General features: G+C 67.2%; 16 protein-coding genes. 12 read left to right on the top strand and 4 right to left on the bottom strand.

Annotated elements, in window-relative coordinates; all coding sequences use genetic code 11:
* Window positions 1–447 precede the first annotated feature (447 nt).
* Window positions 448–861: a PaaI family thioesterase gene (locus tag GVL12_RS22490; protein WP_159917794.1), complete on the top strand. Its 414-nt coding sequence runs from the start codon at window positions 448–450 to the stop codon at window positions 859–861.
* Window positions 858–1,733 (top strand): IclR family transcriptional regulator, encoded by an 876-nt coding sequence (locus GVL12_RS22485; RefSeq protein WP_159917793.1) that lies wholly within the window; start codon window positions 858–860, stop codon window positions 1,731–1,733. The genes GVL12_RS22490 and GVL12_RS22485 overlap by 4 nt, the downstream gene beginning before the upstream one ends.
* 64 nt (window positions 1,734–1,797) lie before the next feature.
* Here GVL12_RS22485 and GVL12_RS22480 read toward each other — a convergent pair whose 3' ends face one another.
* Complete coding sequence (locus tag GVL12_RS22480; protein ID WP_159917792.1) at window positions 1,798–2,706, bottom strand: LysR family transcriptional regulator; 909 nt, start codon at window positions 2,704–2,706, stop codon at window positions 1,798–1,800.
* Between the two features lie 123 nt (window positions 2,707–2,829).
* Here GVL12_RS22480 and GVL12_RS22475 point away from each other — a divergent pair, with 123 nt between their 5' ends.
* The 3 genes from GVL12_RS22475 (at window position 2,830) to GVL12_RS22465 (ending at window position 5,555) form a co-directional block, all read left to right on the top strand.
* Entirely contained in the window at window positions 2,830–3,819 is a 990-nt protein-coding gene (locus GVL12_RS22475; protein ID WP_159917791.1) for a hydroxyacid dehydrogenase, read from the top strand.
* The gene (locus tag GVL12_RS22470) at window positions 3,819–4,511 is read left to right on the top strand and encodes an RraA family protein (protein WP_159917790.1); all 693 of its coding nucleotides are present in this window, start codon (window positions 3,819–3,821) and stop codon (window positions 4,509–4,511) included. Before GVL12_RS22475 ends, GVL12_RS22470 begins: the two co-directional genes overlap by 1 nt.
* A gap of 69 nt (window positions 4,512–4,580) precedes the next feature.
* Window positions 4,581–5,555 (top strand): tripartite tricarboxylate transporter substrate binding protein, encoded by a 975-nt coding sequence (locus tag GVL12_RS22465; RefSeq protein WP_159917789.1) that lies wholly within the window; start codon window positions 4,581–4,583, stop codon window positions 5,553–5,555.
* Window positions 5,556–5,612: 57 nt separating this feature from the next.
* Here GVL12_RS22465 and GVL12_RS22460 read toward each other — a convergent pair whose 3' ends face one another.
* On the bottom strand, window positions 5,613–6,881 hold the full coding sequence (locus GVL12_RS22460; RefSeq protein WP_235033953.1) for an alpha-hydroxy acid oxidase: 1,269 nt from the start codon (window positions 6,879–6,881) through the stop codon (window positions 5,613–5,615).
* 69 nt (window positions 6,882–6,950) lie between these two features.
* Between GVL12_RS22460 and GVL12_RS22455 the strand changes: the two genes are divergently transcribed.
* Both GVL12_RS22455 and GVL12_RS22450 read left to right on the top strand, forming a co-directional pair.
* Window positions 6,951–7,823: a LysR family transcriptional regulator gene (locus GVL12_RS22455; RefSeq protein WP_159917788.1), complete on the top strand. Its 873-nt coding sequence runs from the start codon at window positions 6,951–6,953 to the stop codon at window positions 7,821–7,823.
* 219 nt (window positions 7,824–8,042) lie between these two features.
* Window positions 8,043–8,906, top strand: a complete 864-nt coding sequence (locus GVL12_RS22450) for a transglutaminase family protein (protein WP_159917787.1) — start codon at window positions 8,043–8,045, stop codon at window positions 8,904–8,906.
* 3 nt (window positions 8,907–8,909) lie between these two features.
* On the opposite strand, the gene GVL12_RS22445 is transcribed toward GVL12_RS22450, so the two are convergent.
* Window positions 8,910–9,725: a FadR/GntR family transcriptional regulator gene (locus tag GVL12_RS22445; protein WP_200844012.1), complete on the bottom strand. Its 816-nt coding sequence runs from the start codon at window positions 9,723–9,725 to the stop codon at window positions 8,910–8,912.
* Window positions 9,726–9,876: 151 nt separating this feature from the next.
* Here GVL12_RS22445 and GVL12_RS22440 point away from each other — a divergent pair, with 151 nt between their 5' ends.
* Window positions 9,877–10,815 carry a tripartite tricarboxylate transporter substrate binding protein gene (locus GVL12_RS22440; protein WP_200844011.1) on the top strand — a complete coding sequence of 313 codons (939 nt, stop codon included), beginning with the start codon at window positions 9,877–9,879 and terminating at the stop codon, window positions 10,813–10,815.
* 221 nt (window positions 10,816–11,036) lie between these two features.
* Here the strand turns inward: GVL12_RS22440 and GVL12_RS22435 are convergent, their stop codons facing one another.
* Entirely contained in the window at window positions 11,037–11,951 is a 915-nt protein-coding gene (locus GVL12_RS22435; protein ID WP_159917785.1) for a LysR family transcriptional regulator, read from the bottom strand.
* Between the two features lie 165 nt (window positions 11,952–12,116).
* On the opposite strand from GVL12_RS22435, the gene GVL12_RS22430 reads away from it, so the two are divergent.
* The 4 genes from GVL12_RS22430 to GVL12_RS22415 all read left to right on the top strand — a co-directional run bounded on the left by GVL12_RS22430 (window position 12,117) and on the right by GVL12_RS22415 (window position 19,235).
* Complete coding sequence (locus GVL12_RS22430) at window positions 12,117–12,959, top strand: alpha/beta hydrolase (RefSeq protein WP_159917784.1); 843 nt, start codon at window positions 12,117–12,119, stop codon at window positions 12,957–12,959.
* 194 nt (window positions 12,960–13,153) lie between these two features.
* Window positions 13,154–14,392, top strand: a complete 1,239-nt coding sequence (locus GVL12_RS22425; RefSeq protein WP_159917783.1) for an efflux RND transporter periplasmic adaptor subunit — start codon at window positions 13,154–13,156, stop codon at window positions 14,390–14,392.
* 156 nt (window positions 14,393–14,548) lie between these two features.
* A complete protein-coding gene (locus GVL12_RS22420; protein ID WP_159917782.1) occupies window positions 14,549–17,767 on the top strand; it encodes an efflux RND transporter permease subunit in 3,219 nt (1,072 codons plus the stop codon).
* 16 nt (window positions 17,768–17,783) lie between these two features.
* The gene (locus GVL12_RS22415) at window positions 17,784–19,235 is read left to right on the top strand and encodes an efflux transporter outer membrane subunit (RefSeq protein ID WP_159917781.1); all 1,452 of its coding nucleotides are present in this window, start codon (window positions 17,784–17,786) and stop codon (window positions 19,233–19,235) included.
* The last annotated feature ends 99 nt before the right edge of the window (window positions 19,236–19,334 follow it).

Genomic DNA, 19,334 nt, shown 5'->3' with positions numbered 1-19,334 from the left:
CGTGGAGGGCGGGTGTCTCCATTCGAAATCCGTTTTTATGGCGCGTTTCTCCAACGCAGGCTGCGCCCTGAAACGCCCTTCGACGGGCTCTCAAGAAACAGCTTTTTTTGTCAACTAAATCAATGACTTAGGAAGTGACCTATTTAGGCAAACGGCGGCAAAACTGTGAACCGTTCGTGGTGAGCTTGTCGAACCATGAACGGCCTGTCCTCATGATTTGAGCGCAGGCCGTTCACCCTTCGACAGGCTCAGGGCGAACGGGGATTTTGACGTTCGCTGTTTCTTTTGAATGCATTGCGAGGCCCCGGCTCGCTTACCCCGCTCAGGGCGAACGGTATTGGTGAGTCTTCGCACGGCACTCCCTCCCCCCCGTTCGTGCCGAGCCCCCTCGGCGGGCCCGTCGAAGCAGGAACGGCCTGGCCTCTAGTTCAAGCAAAGGAAACCCCCATGGACCCGCTTTCCCAAGGCTGGAAACCCCACGAACTCCCCGGCTTCATGGGCCTGGCGGGCCCGCTGTGGAGCCGGCGCGAAGACGCCGGCTGGGCCTATGGCCTCCAAGTGGCTTCGCAGCACCTCAACCCGGCCGGCATGCTGCATGGCGGCGCCTTGCTCACGCTGATGGACCATGCGCTCAGCACCATTGCCTGGCAGGCCGCGCAGCGCACGCCCTGCCTGACCTTGCAGCTCGACAGCCATTTCCTGGCCAGCGTGGGCGAGGGCGGTTTTGTCGAAGTGCGCGCCCAGGTCACGCAGCGCACGCGCAGCCTCATCTTTTTGCAGGGGCTGGCCACGCAGGCCGGCGCGCCGGTGCTGCAGGCCCAGGCCATCATGAAGGTCGTAGCCCAGCGAGGCGTGCCATGATTTCGCTGGCCACGGCCTGGGCGCCTGCGGCGCGCGCGGCTTCGGGTAAGCTGGACAGCCCGACATTGCGTCGTCGCCACCAGAAAACCAGCAGCATGGCCAGTGAACCGAGTCAACCCAAGGCAGTCCGTGTACGGCCCGTGCCGGCCGTGAGCCGATCGATCGCCATCCTGCGGCTGCTGGGCGAAAGCAAGCCCGGGCTGGGCGTGAAGGCGATTGCCGACCAGCTGGGCCTGGTGCCCAGCACCTGCCTGCATATCCTGCGCGTGCTGGTCAGCGAAGACCTGGTGCAGATGGACACCGCGACCAAGCGCTATACGCTGGCCGGCGGAATGATCAGCCTGGCGCGCAGCGTGCTCGAAGGCGGCAGTTTCGCCCAGCGCGTGCAGCCGGGCCTGGACAGGCTCGCGGCCCGGCACGGCGTGACGGCCATGGGCGTCGAAGTCACGCAGCACCAGAGCGTGGTGGTGCTGGCGCTGTCCAAGTCCAACCAGCCGTTTCGCCTGCACACCGATGTCGGCAGCCAGTTCTCCAGCCTGGTCAGCGCCACGGGCCGGCTGATTGCTGCCGAGCTCGGCGGCACGCTCGCGCAACTCAAGAAAATCTACGCGGCGATTCCCTGGGACGACGCGCCCACGTTCGCCACCTGGCGCAACGAAGTCGAACTCGCCAAGCGCCAGGGCTGGGCGCTGGACCGCGACCATTTCGTGCGCGGCCTCACGGTGGTCGCGCTGCCGGTGTTCAATGCGCGCCAGCAGCTCACGCACACCGTCGTCGCCGTGGGCATGAGCAGCCTGCTCGACGGCGCCGCGGTGCAGCGGCTGGTGCAGGATATGCGCACCGAAGTCGACGCGCTTGCCGGCCGTCCCTGAGAACGTGAACACGTTCTGAGGCCGCAGGCACCAGGGAAGACGCTGGCAATCGGCGCTGCGCGCTTCAATACGCGCTCGCCAGCGCCGGGCCCTGCGTGCGCAGCAGCGCGACAATGCGCTGCGCCGCGGGCGACAGCTCGCCCGTGCGGCGCACGGTGACGCCGAGCTTGCGCCGCAGCGTCGTGGCTTCCAGCCGCACTTCCTCGAGGTGGTCGCCGCCCGGCAGATCCAGCGTATGCCGCGAGACAAAGCTCAGCAGATGGGTGCGCGCGATCATGCGCGGCAGCAGGGCAATGGAGCTGGCCTCGATCTGCACGCTGGGCAGCGCCAGGCCTTTTGTCGAGAAGGCCATGTCCAGCCACTGGCGGCTGGGAATGATGGGCGCGGGCAAGGCCCAGGGGTAGGCCAGCAGCGTCTGCATCGTGATCTTCGGCGTGTTGAACACCGGGTGGCTGCGGCTGGCGGCAACGACCACCACGTCTTCGAGTATGGGATACGCGACCGTGCTCGGATCGCCGTCTATGGTCAGGCCTATCAACAGGTCGATCTTGCCTTCGCGCAACTGTTCGCGCAGTTCCCAGCTCGGGCCGACGACGATGCTGATCGTCGTCTTGTGGCCGCCTTCGAGCGCCAGGCCGCAGACCTGCGGCAAAAGATGATCGGCCGCGACCGGTCCGCTGCCTATGCGCACATGGCCCGCATGGCCTTGCGCGAACTCCTGCACCTGGCGCACCACTTCCTCGGCGGTATTGCGCAGCATGCGCGCCCGGCCCAGCAGCATCTCGCCGACGGGCGTAAGCCGTATGCCGCGGCCTTCGCGCTCGAACAGCGGGCTGCCGAAGGCTTGCTCCAACCGCTGTATGCATTTGGTCAGCGCGGGCTGGCTGCGCGCGAGCTGCTCGGCCGCCTGGCCGAAGTGGCCCATTTCAGCCGCCGCTTCGAAGTAGCGCAAATCGCGCAGATGCAGGTCCATGGGGCGCCTTGTTCAATTACTAAAAGAAATGAGTAAATCACCATTATTCAATAGACCGAATGAATGGTGCTGCGCAGAATTCACCTCCAACAGGATCCACCCGAGATCCCGCAACGAGACACCATGGCATTCACGATTTTCATTACCGCGCCACAGCTCGCTCCCGCGGGCCTGCGCATTCTCGAGGGCGCAGGCTGCCGCGTGCTGTTCATGCGCGACGGCAGCAGCGCGGCCGAAGTCGAGCAGACCCTGGCCAGCGAGCCGGTCGACGCCGTGATCTCGCGCACGGTCGAACTGTCGGCCGCCGCCATCCGTTCCTGCCCTACGCTCAAGGTCATCTCCAAGCACGGCGTGGGCGTGCCCAATATTGACGTTGCCGCGGCCACCGAGCGTTACATCCCGGTGTATGTCACGCCCGGCGCCAACGCGCAGTCGGTCGCCGAACTCACGCTGGGCCTGATGCTGGCCGCGGCGCGCAAGGTCGCGGCACTCGATGCCGAGTTGCGCGCCGGCCGCTGGACGCGGGCCCAGGACGGCGTTCAGCTCGCGGGCCGGCGCCTGGGCCTGGTCGGCTTCGGGCAGGTGGGCCAGCGCGTCGCCAAGGTGGCGCTGGCGCTGGGCATGGAAGTCGAGGCCTTCGATCCCGGCCTGCGCGGGCCCTCTCCCGTTGAGGGCGTGGCGCTGCACGAATCCCTGGAGACACTGCTGCCGCGCTCCGATGTGCTGAGTCTGCATATTCCGCTCAATGCCCGCACGCGCGGCCTGATCGATGCGGCCCGGCTGGCCTTGCTGCCGCGTGGCGCGATGCTCGTGAACACGGCGCGCGGCGAAGTCATTGACGAGCCCGCGCTGGTGCAGGCGCTGGGCTCGGGCGCGCTGTTTTCCGCCGGGCTCGACACCATGGCCGTCGAGCCCTTGCCGCCAAGCAGTGCGCTGATCGCGCTGCCCAATGTCGTGCTCACGCCCCATGTCGGCGGCTCGACAGCGGCCGCGCTCGAAGGCATGGCCACGGGCGCGGCGCGCAACGTGCTGGGCTTTCTCACGGGCCGGGCGCCCGATCTTTCCGCCTGCGTGAACCCGCAGGTGTTTTCCCAACACAACCAGAGCATTTGATGAGCACTACCCCCTCGTGGCCCGCAGGCTACTGCATCCACCCCCGCGCCGCCGGCCCCGGCGCCGGAATCGTCGCGGCGTTTCGCGAGCTGCCGGTCGCGGCGATAGGCGACTCCATGAGCCGCAATATCGGCACCATAGGGCTGCGCCAGTACCACCGCCGGCTCGAGACCGTGCTGTGCGGCCCGGCCGTCACGGTGCGCGTGCGTCCCGGCGACAACCTGATGATCCACAAGGCGCTGATGATGGTCGAGCCCGGCGACGTGCTGGTCATCGACGGCGGCGGCGATGTCTCGCAGGCCCTGGTCGGCGGCCTGATGCGCACCACCTGCGTGGCCAGGCGGCTCGGTGGCCTGGTCATCGACGGCGCCATTCGCGATCTGTGCGAATGGGCCGAGGACGGCATGCCGATCTTCGCCAGGGGCCATACCCACCGCGGCCCGAGCAAGGACGGCCCGGGCGAAGTCAATGTACCCGTTGCCTGCGCGGGCCTCGTCGTCATGCCCGGCGATCTGATCGTCGGCGATGCCGATGGCGTGATCGCCATACCGGCCGACCAGGCCGAGGACGTGCTGCAAAAGACGCGCGCGCATCTGGTCAAGGAAGCCAGGATTCGCGAAACCAATCGCGCCGGCACGGCCGACCCCGAGCGCTTTGACGCCGTGTTGCGGGAAAAGGGTTTACCCGTCTAGAAGCTTGCGGGCCGATGGGCCCGTTTGCCGCACCGCCGTAACCATCCATAAAACCAAAGGAGACAATCCATGCAACGACGCACTTTTCTTCATACCGGCGCGCTGGCACTGACGGCATCCACGACCGCCGCCTTTGCCCAGAGCAACTGGCCCGCCAAGCCGATCAAGCTGATCGTGCCGTTTCCGCCCGGGGGCGGCACCGATGCCACTTCGCGGCTGATCGCCGAGCGGTTCACGGTGCTCAACCAATGGACGGTGATCGTCGAGAACCGCCCGGGCGCGGCCGGCAACATCGGCCTGGACGCGGTGGCCAAGGCCCAGCCCGACGGCTACACCATGGGCATGGGCCAGGCGTCCAATCTGTCTATCAATCCCGCGCTCTACGCCAGGATGCCTTTCGATCCCTTGAAGGACTTCACGCCCATCGTCGAGATCGCGGTGCAGCCCGTGGTGCTCGTGGTGCGCGCCGATTCACCGTTTCGCACGCTGGCCGATTTCATCCAGGCCGCCAAGGCCAGGCCGGGTGAGTTCAGCATAGGCCAGGCAGGCAACGGCACGGTGGGCCACCTGGCCGGCGAGATGCTCGCGCGCCGCGCGGGCATCCAGGTGCTGCAGGTGCCGTACAAGGGCGCAGGCCCGGCGATGAACGAGCTGCTCGGCGGCCAGATCCAGCTGTATTTCGGCAACAGCGTGTCGGTGATGTCGCAGATGGCGTCGGGCAAGGTGCGCGCGCTGGCCGTGAGTTCGGCCCAGCGCCTGCCCGTGATAGGCCATGTGCCCACGGTGGCCGAGCAGGGCTATCCCGGTTTCGACGCGACCACCTGGCTGGGCCTGGTCGGCCCCGCGGGCCTGCCGGCCGAGGTCGTGGCGCGCGTCAACAAGGAAGTGGTGGCGATGCTGGGCCGCAAGGACGTGCAGGACAAGCTGGCCTTCGAAGGCAATATTCCCGTGACCGGCACGCCCCAGCAGTTCGCGGCCTTCATCAAGGCCGAACACACGAAATGGGGCAGCCTGATCCGGGAGGCCAATATCAAGCTCGAGTGAGGCGTTCGATCGGAAGCCGCGCACGCCGGTATCCCATGGATGTCGGCGTGTTTTTCTTCATGCCGAAGAACGCGTAGCGAACAGGTGCTCGCGGCCCAGATCCGCTGGGCTATTGACACCAATCAGCGCCATATTGCGCAGCATTTCCGAAGCCAGTATGCCGATCGCATGGCGCACGCCGGCTTCGCCGGCCACCGCGCCCGCGTAGTTGAAGGGCCGTCCGACAAAGACGAACTTGGCGCCCAGCGCGAGTGCCAGCAGCACATCGTTGCCGCGTCTAAAACCACTGTCTATCATCACCGGGTAGTCGCTTCCCAGCGCCTGCACCACGCCGGGCAGCACCTGCAGCGGCGACACCGCGGCGTCGAGCTGGCGCCCGCCATGGTTGGACAAAATGATGCCGTCGGCGCCATGGTCGCGGGCCTTGAGTGCGTCGTCCTGGTGCAGCACGCCCTTGAGTACCAGTTGGCCTTTCCAGCGCCGGCGTATCAGGTCGAAGTGCTCCCAGTTCAGATGGTCGCGCGCGCCGAAATCACGTGTCACGGTAGCCGACAGGATGGGGGCGCCGCGCTGGGCGTGGGAGTTCTCGAAATGCGGCATGCCGTGCTGCGCCAGCGTGCGCATGGCCGTGCCCCAGAGCCAGCCCGGGTGGGTGATGCCCTCCCAGGCCAGGCGCAGGCTGGGGCGCAGCGGTGTCGAAAAGCCCGCGCGCAGATTGTTTTCGCGGTTGCCCGACACCGGGGTGTCGGCGGTCACCACCAGCGTGCCGAATCCCGCGCGCTCCACCCGATCGAGCAATTGCACGATGCGCTCGGGCTCGCCGGGCACATAGGCCTGGAACCAGGCCCCGGGGTTGGCGCGGGCCACGTCCTCCATGGCAATCAATGAAGTGCCGCTGAGGATCATAGGAATATTGGCCGCGCCTGCTGCCTGTGCCTGGACCAGGTCGCCGCGGTAGGCCGACAGCGCGCTGATGCCCATGGGCGCGATGCCGAACGGGGCCGCGTAGTCCCGGCCCAGCAGCGTGGTGGCGAGGCTGCGTGCCGAAGTGTTCTTCAGGATGCGCGTCTGCCAGCCGTAGTCGCCGAAGGCGCTGCGGTTGCCCTGCAGTGAGCGGTTGGTTTCGCAGCCGCCGGACACATAGGCAAAGATGGGGCGGGGCAGGAAGGCCCGCGCCGCGTCCTCGAAGTCGTCTAGCGACAGCATCTTGCGCAGACGGCGCGGGACCGCGCGGGCGCCGGCGCTCGATGGTGAGGCCGAGTTCGGTGCGGCAAAGTCCTCAAGGCGGAAAGTGGGTTGCATGGCCTGGCGAAAACGATTGAACATGCCTGGATGCTAGAAGACAATGCAGCATTGTTGCTTGATCATTCGTCATTCGATACACAAGAAAAACTCATGAAAATGCAATTGCTTGCCACCTTGTCCGCGGTCGTGCGCCAGGGCAGCTTTGCCCAGGCCGCGGAGCAGGTGAACCTGACGCCCAGCGCCGTGAGCCTGCAGATGAAGCAGCTCGAGCAGCACTTCGGCCAGCCTTTGTTCGACCGCTCGGCACGCAATGCGCGGCCCACGCCGTTTGCGATCGAACTCGCCGCCGTGGTGGATCGCAGCCTGGCCGAGCTCGAGTCCATGCGCCATGTGGCAGGCGCCGCGCCCGCGGGCAATGTGCGGCTGGGAATCACCGAATCGGCGATGACCACCTTGCTGCCCCAGGCCTTCGCGGCGCTGCAGCGCAAGGCGCCGAAAATCGCGCTGCAGATCGATCGCGGCACCACGCCCGACCTGCTGCTGAGCCTCAAGGCGGGGCGCGTCGATGCGGCCGTGGTCGTGCGCCCCGTCTCGGGCGGATCGAGCCGCCTGCTGTGGACGCAGTTGCTGCGCGAGCAGTTCGTGCTGGTCGTGCCGGCGCAGATGGCGCCGGGCACCGTCAAACAGATCCTGACGCATTCGCCCTGGATACGGCTGGACCGCTCGGTGGTCGCGGGCCAGATGGCGGCGCGCTTCGTGAATCAATTGCTGCCGCAGCGCCAGCCGCTGCTCGACGTGCCGGGCATGGACGCCATCGTCGCCATGGTGGCCGCGGGCATAGGCGTGTCGGTGCTGCCCAAGATCCGCTACCAGCTGCGCGATGCCTATGGCGTGCGCGAGATTCCCCTGGGGCGCGCGGCGCCCGTGCGCCAGATCTGCATGGTGCGGCGGGTTTCGGACGCCGGCATGCAGCGGCTCGATGCCGTGGAGCAGGCGTTCGTGGAAGCGGCGGCAATGCCCTGACGGCGTGCGGTGCGGGGTATGCGGCGCTGTCGGGCATGAACTGTCGCTTTGCGCCTGCACATGCCCGGGTGTGAACTGGTGGTGTTTGCTGACAGCCCGTGCCAGGCAAGCGCTGCATACTGGGGCCAGCGCGTGGGTCCATTGGCGAGCCAGCATGCGCGGCGCGAAGGGGAGCATTTGGCGCAGGAATCCTCCTTGTTCTGGTAGCCCGAGATGAGCATGATCAGACTTCAACTGCAGATGGCGCTGTCCTATACGGTGTTTGCACCGGGCGCGGATTTCTTCTTCTACATCCATGCCGCACACACGCCCCATCAGGTGGTGGCCGAAGAAAACCTGGTGATCAGCCAGCCCGAGGCTTCGTGGGAGTTGCAGCAAAGCCCCGACATGGGCCAGCGCTGCCTGCGGCTGAGCGCGCTGCCCGGCCCGCTCACCGTGCAGTACACGGCGACCGTGGACATCACGCACCACACGGGCGAGCCGGCGCAGATCGGCGAAGTGCCGGTACGCGCGTTGCCGCTCGAAGTGCTGCCCTTCATCTATCCCAGCCGCTATTGCCAGTCGGACCGCCTGTCGAATTTCGCCGTGGGCCAGTTTGGCTATCTGCCGCAAGGCTATGTGCGCGTGCAGGCGGTCTGCGACTGGGTGCGCCAGCATGTGACGTTTCGCTCCAACAGCTCCAGCGGCACGACTTCGGCCGTGGACACGCTGGTCGAGCGCGTGGGCGTGTGCCGTGACTTCGCGCATCTGATGATTGCGCTGTGCCGGGCGCTCAATCTCCCCGCGCGCTTTGTCACCGGTACCGACTACGGCGCCGATCCCGCCCTGGGTCCGCCGGACTTCCATGCCTATGTCGAGGTGTATCTGGGCGATCGCTGGTATCAGTTCGATCCTTCGGGCACGGCGATTCCCATGGGCATGATGCGCCTGGCGACCGGGCGCGACGCTGCGGACGTGGCCTTCGCGACCATCTTTGGCGGCGTGATGAGCGAGCAGCCGCATATCCATGTCGTCGCCGTCGAAGATGCGGCGGCCGGCCTGGAGCTGCCGGCCCACACTTCACTCGCGCTGTCTACGGCCTAGGGACTAGGCTACGCCGAAGCGCTCCGCATAGCCGGCGACATGGCGTTCCATGCGTCTGCGCGCCGCGCGCGGGTCGCTGCTTTGCACCGCCTGCAGCACGCGGTGGTGCGACTGCAGGATGAACTGCCGCGTTTGCTGGGTCGCAATGCCATGCTTGCCCGATGCCTCCAGGATCGGCCCGGCGATGGAGGAAAAGAAGGCGCGCAAGAGGTCGTTGTGGCATGCCTCGGCAAGCGCCAGGTACCAGCGCACGTTGGCGTCCAGGAACAAGGGGATATCGTCGATGGTGGCTGCCAGCTCCTGCGTCAACTGCTCCAGTGCAGCGAGTTCCTGCGGCGTGCGCCGGCTGGCCGCCAGTTCCGCGACCATGGGCTCGATCATCACGCGCACTTCCACGAGTTCCCGCAGAGACACTTGCCGTCCGCGCACGAACACGGCGATGGGCTTGTCAAGGGCGTCGCTCGCCGGCTGCCGCACGATGGAGCCGCCGTACCGGCCCGGCCTGGTTTCGATCAAGCCTTCGCTTTCCAGGATGCGCAGCGCATCGCGCACGGCGGCGCGGCTGAGCCCGGTTTCCGTCACCAGCAGGCGTTCGGCGGGAAGCACGCTGCCGTGCTGCCGCTGTCCGCCCAGGATCTGGGCACGCAGCACATCGGCCAGCGCGTCGCGGGTGCGCTGGCCCTTGATGGGCCCCACTGCATTAGAACTTACCAGCATATACACCACGGAAGTTTGATTTTCATAATACCAGGGCTCAATGGTTAACCATTGAACAATTGGCTGCAACGCTGTGACCGCAGGGCGGATCTCACCGGACATGCCCAAGCGCGGGAAGCAGCGTTTGGCGGACCGGGAATGCAGCGGTGGGTGCGTTCTGCCGCTATCGGTATTTTTTGCAACCTGGATCCAGGAGACAGTCATGCCCCAAGATACGAAACAGCCGGTTTCACGCCGACACGCTTTGAAAACCATGGCCGCCGCAGCCGCGTGCGCGAGCCTGCCCACCTACGCAAGCGATGTCTACCCCAGCCGCACAGTGACGCTGATCGTTCCTTTTCCCCCGGGCGGAACGACGGACATCGTGGCGCGCCTGATCGCGCAAAAGCTGTCGGAAAGCCTGCAGCAGACGTTTGTCGTCGACAACCGCGGCGGCGCCAACGGCCTCATCGGCATGGAAGCCGCCGCGCGGGCCGAGCCCAACGGCTACACCTTGCTGTTCAATACGGCAGGCGCGCAGACGCTGACGCCCGTGCTCTACCAGACCAAGTTGCATCCCGCCGACAACTGGGAGCCCATCAGCCTGGTCAGCACCTTGCCCTTTGTCGTCGTCGCCACCGAAAAGTTGCCGGTGAAGGACTTCGCCGGGCTGGTGGCCTTGGCCAGGGCCGCAAACCCACCGATCAAGGCCTCGTCCGGCAGCAGCATGCTCACGCTGCTGACGGACGAGTTGAAGCGCACCATCGACGCGCCCACGCTGATCAACGTGCCGTACAAAGGCACGGCGCCGCAGGCGCAGGCCGTACTGTCGGGCGAGGTGGACATTTCGCTCGATTCCTTCGTGACCATGCCACACATCAAGGCCGGAAAACTGCGCCCGCTCGCGGTCACGTCGGCCAAGCGCGTGGCTTCGCTGCCCGATGTTCCCACGCTGGAGGAGCTGGGCTACAAGGGCATGGTGCTGGGCAGCTGGACCGGTCTGCTGGCGCCCAAGGGCACGCCCAAGGCCATCGTCGACAGGCTGTCCAGCGAAGTGCAGAAGGCCGTGCGCGACCCGCAGATCCAGGAGCGCCTGCGCGGCTACGACCACACGCCCGTGGGAAGCTCCGCCGCCGATTTGGGCAAGATCCTCGTGGAGGACTACGCCCGCTGGCAGCGCATCGTCAAGGAGACGGGCTACAAGCTGGGCTAGGCTCCACCCACCGCGCACGGCCATGAGTGCCTGCCGTACATGGTGCGCGGGATGTCGAAGGTGTCGCAGTGCCAGTGGAAGATGGTGCTCGCGCAGCACGCCCGGGCCTTGTGTGGCTTCGCGCTGGAGGATGGCGATGGGTTGCATGGGAGCACAGCCCCATGTGCGGGGCTGCCGCTGCGACGCCATGCGCGCGCCGTTGGCGCCGAAGGGGCATACGCTCAGGCGCGTTGCAGCAGCGGGTTCTGGGCGAACAGCTCGGCTGCCCAGTCGACAAACGCGCGCACCTTGGCGCTGAGGTGGCGGTTGGGCGGATAGACCACGTAGACCGGCAGCGCGGGCTGGGGCCAGTCGGGCAGCAGCGTGACCAGTTCGCCGCGCTCCAGATGCTGCTGCGCCTGGAACGTGGTGATCTGGCCTATGCCCTGGCCGTGGACGATAGCGGCCACATAGGCATTGCTTTCGTTCACCGTGAGGTGCGAAGCGTTGGTGGTTTCTATGACTTCGCCATTGCGGTGGAACTCCAGCGGATAGCGGCGCTGCGAGACCGGCGAGAAATAGGTCACAAGGCGGTGGCCGGATCCCAGGTCCAGCGGATGGGCGGGCGTGCCGTGGCGTGCGAGGTAGTCGGGCGTGGCCACGGTGATGAATTCGAGATTGCCTATGCGCCGCGCGACCAGCGACTGGTCGCTGAGTTCACCGCCGCGTATCACGCAGTCGACGTTGTCGCTGATCAGATCGATGGTGCGGTCGCTCACGCCCAGGTCGATCTGGATGTCGGGGTAGCGCTGCTGGAACTCGGCGAGCCGGGGAATGATCAGCAGGCGCGCGACCGAGGTGCCCACGTCCACGCGCAGCCGGCCGCGCGGGTTGGCGCCGGCCTGGGTCATGCTCGCTTCCATGTCGTCGAAATCGGCGAGCAGGCGCACGGCGCGGTCGTAGTACGCCGCGCCGTCGGTGGTCACCGTCACGCGGCGTGTCGTGCGGTTGAGCAGTTTCACGCGCAAGCGCTCCTCGAGCGCCTGCACATGCTTGGTCACGGTGGCCTTGGGCAACTGCAACGAGTCGGCCGCATGCGTGAACGTACCGGCCTCGACCACGCGCGCAAATGTGCGCATGGCTTGTATCTGATCCATGGGCTCTCCTTGTGTGCGGTGGTGGTCAGTGGGTGGCGAATTCTGACACGCGGCCTGTACGCTGATTGTTCAGGAATTGGAAACACTGCGGCAGCATTTGTCGGGTTTATGGGCTGGCCCGCAGCGTTTACATTTGTGTCTCCACGGTTCCGTCCGGATCACACCATGACCTCACCTTCGCCTGACCGCCCATCGCCTTCGCTTCCTACCGACAACGTCATTGCCCTGGCGTCCGGTCAGGAGGTGGCCGTGCGCACCTATGGCAGCAAGAAAGCCGGCGAGACCTTGCCGCTGGTCGTGCATTTTCATGGCGGGGCCTTCATTTCCGGCTCGCTCGACAACGGCTGCACCGTCGCTCACCTGCTTGAAGCGGCGGGAGCGCGCGTGGTGTCGGTGGCCTATCCGCTGGCGCCCGAACACCCGTTTCCGCAGCCGCTGGAAATCGGCTATGGCGTGCTGCAGTGGGCTTTCAAGCACCGCACGCGGCTCGCGGGCAAGGGCGCGCAGGTCTATCTGGCCGGCGAGGAGGCCGGTGGCAATCTGGCGGCCGGGGTGTGCATGATGGCGCGCGATCAGCGCCATCCGCCGCTGGCCGGACAGATCCTGCTGTCTCCCATGCTCGATCCCTGTGTGGGCACGCCGTCGCTGCGCGCCGCCACGGGCCTGGCCACCGACTGCAAATGGGCCCAGGGCTGGCACAAGTTCCTGCGCTCGGCCTGCGACGCGGTTCACCCCTATGCCGTGCCCGGCACCGCCCAACGGCTCGCGGGCCTGCCGCCGACCTTGATGCTGGTCGGCCATGACGACCCGATGCGCGACGAAGCCCTGGCCTACGCGGCCCGGCTCGAAGCCGCGGGGCTTGCCGTGACGCGCCATGTCTTCGACCAGGCCAAGCAGTGGCCCGATGCGCTGCTCACGCCCGACCCCCGGCCATGCCCTTGCGCGCAGGAAGTGCAGGACCAGTTCCAGCGCTTCTTCGCGACCACGCGATGTCCGCCATCGCCCTGATCTCCTGACACCCGCTGCCTGACAGTTGCGTGCCCTGGCGTAAGCCATGGCACGCCGGCGGAGCCGTTGCCGCACGGCCGGCCCCCGATTTTCCTTTTTCTTTCGACTTTTCGACTTTTGCGCCGGAAGGCAGCGTTGCGCCCAAGAAACGCGGCTCTCCTGCGCACCACCCTTTTTCAAGACCAAGGCCGACCATGAAACAACAATTCCTCACCTCCTTGCCGCAGCGCTGGCGCACCGCGGCCATCGCCGCCGCTGCCATTGTCGTTGTCGGTGGCGCGGCATTCGGCCTGCAGGCTTCTGCCCAGGCGCCTGCAGAACCCACGGCGCCTCCAGCGATTCCCATATCTGTCGCCCAGGTCGTGCAGCAGGATGTGTCGCTGTGGGACGAATTCTCGGGGCGCCTGGAAGCCGTGCAGCGCGTGGACATCCGCCCGCGCGTGGCTGGTGCCGTGCAGGCCGTGCATTTCCGTGAAGGCGCGCTGATCAAGCAGGGCGAGCTGCTGTTCACGCTCGACGCCGCGCCGTTCGCCGCCGACGTCGACCGCGCCCAGGCCCAGGTGGTCGCGGCCCAGGCGCGGCTGTCGTACACCCACAGCGAAATGGAACGCTCGACGCGTCTGTGGGAAGAGCGCGCGATTGCCCAGCGCGAACACGACGAGCGCGTGAACGCCCAGCGCGAAGCCGACGCGAATCTGCGCGCCGCCCAGGCCGCGCTGCAGACCGCGCGCCTCAATCTTGGCTATACCCAGGTGCGCGCGCCGATTGCCGGGCGCGTGGGCCGCGTCGAAGTCACCGTCGGCAACCTCGTGGCTTCGGGCGCGGGCGCGCCGGTGCTGACCACCATGGTGTCGGTCAGCCCGATCTACGCGAGCTTCGACAGCGATGAGCAGGTGGTGGTGCGCGCGCTCGACGGCCTGGAGGCCGGCCAGGGCGGGCGCGCGCGCATAGAGCGCATTCCCGTGCAGATGGGCACGGGCACGGCCGGTGGCACGCCGCATGCGGGCCATCTGCAGTTGATCGACAACCAGGTCGATGCGCAAAGCGGCACGGTGCGCGTGCGCGCGGTGTTCGACAACCCCCATGGTGCGCTGATGCCCGGCCAGTTCGCGCGCATCCGCATGGGCCAGGCGGGTGCTACCTCCGCGGTGCTGGTCAACGAACGCGCGGTCGGCACCGACCAGAGCAAGAAGTACGTGATGGTCGTGGCTGCGGGCGCGAATGGGGACGCCGTGGCCGAGTACCGCGAAGTGCAACTGGGCGCGCCGGTGGACGGCCTGCGCATCGTCACTTCGGGCCTCCAGGCCGGCGAACGCATCGTCGTCAACGGCCTGCAGCGCGTGCGCCCCGGTGCGCGCATCGAGGCCCAGGATGTGCCTATGAGCAACAAGCCCGAAGTCGCGAGCAAAGAAGCCAAGCAGCCCGCCGCCTGAAAGGTAACACCCCCTGAGCGGCTTCGCCGCTTCCCCCTCAGAGGGGGACGGCAGCCTCGCTGCGGGGCGGCCCTTGCTCGCTGCCCCCGCGCTGGGGCACGCCAGTTGCGGATGCCTCGCCCGGTGCAAATGCCATGAACAATCAAAAACAAATGTATGAACCTCTCCCGCTTTTTCATTGACCGCCCGATCTTTGCCGGGGTGCTGTCGGTGCTGATCTTCCTGGCCGGCCTGATCGCCTTGCGCGCGCTGCCGATCTCGGAGTATCCCGATGTCGCGCCGCCCTCGGTCGTGGTGCGCGCCCAGTACCCGGGCGCCAACCCCAAGGTGATCGCCGAAACCGTGGCCACGCCGCTGGAGGAATCGATCAACGGCGTCGAAGGCATGCTCTACATGGGCAGCCAGGCGACGACCGACGGCGTGATGACGCTCACCGTGACCTTCGCGCTGGGCACCGACCCCGACAAGGCGCAGCAACTGGTGCAAAACCGCGTCTCGCAGGCCGAGCCGCGCCTGCCCGAGGAAGTGCGCCGCCTGGGTATCACCACCATCAAGAGCGCGCCCGACCTGACCATGGTCGTGCACATGGTCTCGCCCAATGACCGCTACGACATCGACTACCTGCGCAACTACGCGGTGCTCAACGTCAAGGACAGGCTCGCGCGCATCCAGGGCGTGGGCCAGGTGCAGATCTTCGGCGGCGGCGACTACGCCATGCGCGCCTGGCTGGACCCGCAGAAAGTCGCGCAGCGCGGCCTGTCGGCGGCCGACGTCGTGGCCGCGATCCGCGGCCAGAACGTGCAGGCCGCGGCCGGCGCGGTCGGTGCATCGCCCGGCCTGCCCGGCGTGGACATGCAGCTGTCGATCAATGCCCAGGGCCGTCTGCAGACCGAAGAGGAATTCGGCGACATCATCGTCAAGTCGGGTGCAGACGGCGCGGTGACGCGCCTGCGCGATGTGGCCCGGCTCGAGCTGGGCGCGGCCGACTACGCGCTGCGCTCGCTGCTCAACAACGAGCCCGCCGTGGGCATGGGCGTGTTCCAGGCCCCGGGCTCGAACGCGCTCGACATCTCGTCCAATGTGCGCGCCACCATGGCCGAGCTGCAAAAGAACATGCCCGAAGGCGTGGAGTTCCGCATCGCCTATGACCCCACGCAGTTCGTGCGCGCCTCGATTCGCTCGGTGATCACCACGCTGCTCGAAGCCGTGGCGCTGGTGGTGCTGGTCGTGGTGCTGTTCCTGCAGACCTGGCGCGCGTCCATCATTCCGCTGCTGGCCGTGCCGGTGTCTGTCGTGGGCACGTTCGCCGTGCTGCACCTGCTGGGCTTCTCGATCAACGCGCTGAGCCTGTTCGGGCTGGTGCTGGCGATCGGCATTGTCGTCGACGACGCCATCGTGGTCGTGGAGAACGTCGAGCGCAATATCGAAATGGGCCTGACGCCGCGCGAAGCCACGTATCGCGCGATGCGCGAAGTCTCGGGGCCCATCATCGCGATTGCGCTGGTGCTGGTCGCGGTGTTCGTGCCGCTGGCCTTCATCAGCGGGCTCACGGGCCAGTTCTACCGCCAGTTCGCGGTGACCATCGCGATCTCCACGGTGATTTCGGCGATCAACTCGCTGACGCTGGCCCCCGCGCTCAGCGCGCTGCTGCTCAAGAGCCACGACGCACCCAAGGACGCGCTGACGCGCGGCATGGACCGCGTGTTCGGTGGTTTCTTCCGGCGCTTCAACCGCCTGTTCCAGCGCGGCTCGGATGCCTACAGCGGCGGCGTGCAGCGCGTGATCGGCCGCAAGGCGCTGATGCTGGTGATCTACCTGGCGCTGGTCGGCGCGACCTGGGGCCTGTTCAAGATCGTGCCCGGCGGCTTCGTGCCCGCGCAGGACAAGCAATACCTCGTGGGCTTTGCGCAACTGCCCGACGGCGCGACGCTGGACCGCACCGACGAAGTGATTCGCCGCATGGGCGAGATCGTCAAGACCAATCCCAACGTCGAGGACGCGCTGGCGTTCACGGGCCTGTCGATCAACGGCTTCACCAACAGCTCGAACTCGGGCGTGGTGTTCATCACACTCAAGCCCTTTGCCGAGCGCACCCGGGCCGACCAGAGCGGCGCGGCCGTGGCCGGGGAGCTGAACCAGGCGTTTGGCGGCATCCAGGAAGCCTTCATCGCGATGTTCCCGCCGCCACCCGTGGCCGGCCTGGGAACGACAGGCGGCTTCAAGCTGCAGATCGAAGACCGCGCCTCGCTGGGCTACGAAGCCATGGACGCGGCCGTGAAGGCCTTCATGGCCAAGGCCTACCAGACGCCGGAACTCGCCGGGCTGTTCACCAGCTGGCAGGTCAACGTACCGCAGCTCTATGCCAATATCGACCGCACCAAGGCGCGCCAGCTCGGTGTGCCCGTCACGGACATCTTCGAGACGCTGCAGATCTATCTGGGCAGCCTGTATGCGAACGACTTCAACCAGTTCGGCCGTACCTACAGCGTGCGCGTGCAGGCCGATGCGGCCTACCGCGCGCGCGCCGAGGACGTGGGCCTGCTGCAGGTGCGCTCGACCACGGGCCAGATGGTTCCGCTGTCGGCGCTGATGAAGCTCGAGCCCAGCTTCGGCCCCGAGCGTGCGATGCGCTACAACGGCTTCCTGTCCGCCGATGTGAGCGGCGGGCCCGCGCCCGGCTTCTCGTCGGGGCAGGCCCAGGCCGCGATCGAGCGCGTGGCCGCCGAGACGCTGCCGCAAGGCATTGGCTTCGAATGGACCGAGCTGACCTACCAGGAAATCCTGGCCGGCAATTCCGCGCTGCTGGTGTTTCCGCTGGCCATCCTGCTGGTGTTCCTGGTGCTGGCCGCGCAGTATGAAAGCCTCACGCTGCCCATTGCCATCATTCTGATCGTGCCCATGGGCCTGCTCGCGGCGATGACGGGCGTGTGGCTCAGCGGCGGTGACAACAACGTGTTCACGCAGATAGGGCTGATCGTGCTGGTCGGGCTGTCGGCGAAGAACGCGATCCTGATCGTGGAATTCGCCCGCGAGCTCGAGTTCGCCGGGCGCACGCCGGTCCAGGCCGCGATCGAGGCCAGCCGCCTGCGGCTGCGCCCCATCCTGATGACCTCACTGGCATTTGTGATGGGTGTGCTGCCCCTGGTGCTGGCCACGGGCGCGGGCGCCGAGATGCGCAGCGCCATGGGCGTGGCGGTGTTCTTCGGAATGATCGGTGTCACGGCCTTCGGCCTGTTCCTCACGCCCGTGTTCTATGTGGTGCTGCGCCGCATGGCCGGCAACCGGCCGCTGCTGCAGCACCCCCACCCCGACAACACCGGCTCAGGTGCAACGGCCCACCCCGTGCTGGCCGCGCCGCGTGGTCATGATGAATAAGAAGAGGAACCATCCCATGAAAGCCATCCCTTTGCTGGCCAGAACGCCATTGACGCGACTCGCGCCGCTGTTTGCCGCGCTGGTGCTCGCGGGCTGCGCCAGCGCCTTGCCGGCACCGGCCGAGCATGCGGGTGTTGACCTGCCCACCACGTTCAGCAGTGCCGAAGGCGGCACCTCGACCGGCGAAGCGCCGGCCGGCACCGCCGAAGCCCAGCCGCGCGGCGCCTGGTGGCTGGCCTTTGCTGACCCGCAGCTGAGCGCGCTGGTCGAGCGCGCGGGTGATGCCAACACCGACATCCAGGCCGCGGCCGCGCGCCTGGCCGAAGCGCGCTCGCTGCTGCGCTCGGCCGATGCCCAGCGCCTGCCGCAGATCGGCGCCTCGGCGGGCGTGGCACGCCAGGCCGGCGCGCAGTCCACGGGCGGCACCACGCCGGCGACGCTGGGCACGGCGGGCCTGAACCTGTCCTATGAAGTCGATCTGTTCGGCAAGCTGTCGCAGACCAGCGAAGCCGCGGCGCGCGATGCGCAGTCGCGCGCCGCGCTGCTGCAAAGCACGCGGCTGATGGTGCAGGCCGATGTGGCCCAGACCTATCTGCAGCTGCGTGCGGTGCAGTCCGAGCGCGCGCTGGTCGTGCAAAGCCTGGACATCTACCGCGACAGCCTGCGCCTGACGACACGCCGCTTTCAGGCCGGCGATGCCGCAGAGCTTGACGTTGCGCGCATGCAGACCGAAGTCTCGGCCACCGAGTTCGAAGTGCTGGCGCTGGAACGCCAGCAGGCGGTGCTGGTGCATGCGCTGGCGGTGCTGACCGGCGAGGTCGCAGGCCAGTTTGCGCTGGCAGATGACCAGGGCCAGACCCAGGCGACGCTGCCCGTGATTCCGGCCGGCGTTCCCGCCGCGGTGCTCGCGCGCCGCCCCGATGTCTCTGCCGCCCAGGCCAATGTGCAGGCCGCACTGGCGCGCGTGGGCGTGGCCCAGACCGCGTGGTTCCCCTCCATCGTGCTGACCGCCAACGGCGGCTATGCCTCGCCCGAGCTCGGCGATCTGCTGCGCTGGTCGGCGCGCTCCTGGGGCCTCAACGCCTTGCTGTCGCTGCCCCTCTTCGATGGCGGCCAGCGCGCGGCGCAGGAAGAGGGCGCGAAGGCCCGACTCGAAGCCGCGATCGCCGCGCAGCGCGGCCAGGTGCTCACGGCCTTTCGCGATGTAGAAGACCAGCTCAGCGCGCTGCGCCTGCTGGCGGGCCAGTCCGAAGTGCTGGCCCAGGCCGTGCAATCGGCGGAACGCGCCAGCCATCTGTCGGATGTGCGCTACCGCAACGGCTATGTGAGCCAGCTCGAACTGCTGGACGCGCGCCGCAACGCGCTGCGCCAGCGCCGCAATGCGCTGCAGGTCAGCACCGCGCAATACACCACCACGGTAATGCTGATTCGCGCGATCGGTGGCAGCTGGGAGCAGGGGGCGGTGTAGAACTCTGCGCTCTCCGTTCGTCCTGAGCCCGCCTGGGCGGCCTCGTTGAAGGGTGAACCGCCTTTGCTCAAGACATGAAGCAGGGCCGTTCATGGTTCG

It is taken from the genome of Pantoea sp. 18069 (genome assembly GCF_902706035.1).
Lineage (GTDB): Bacteria > Pseudomonadota > Gammaproteobacteria > Burkholderiales > Burkholderiaceae_C > Comamonas.
This window is presented reverse-complemented; position numbering and strand designations above follow the sequence as displayed.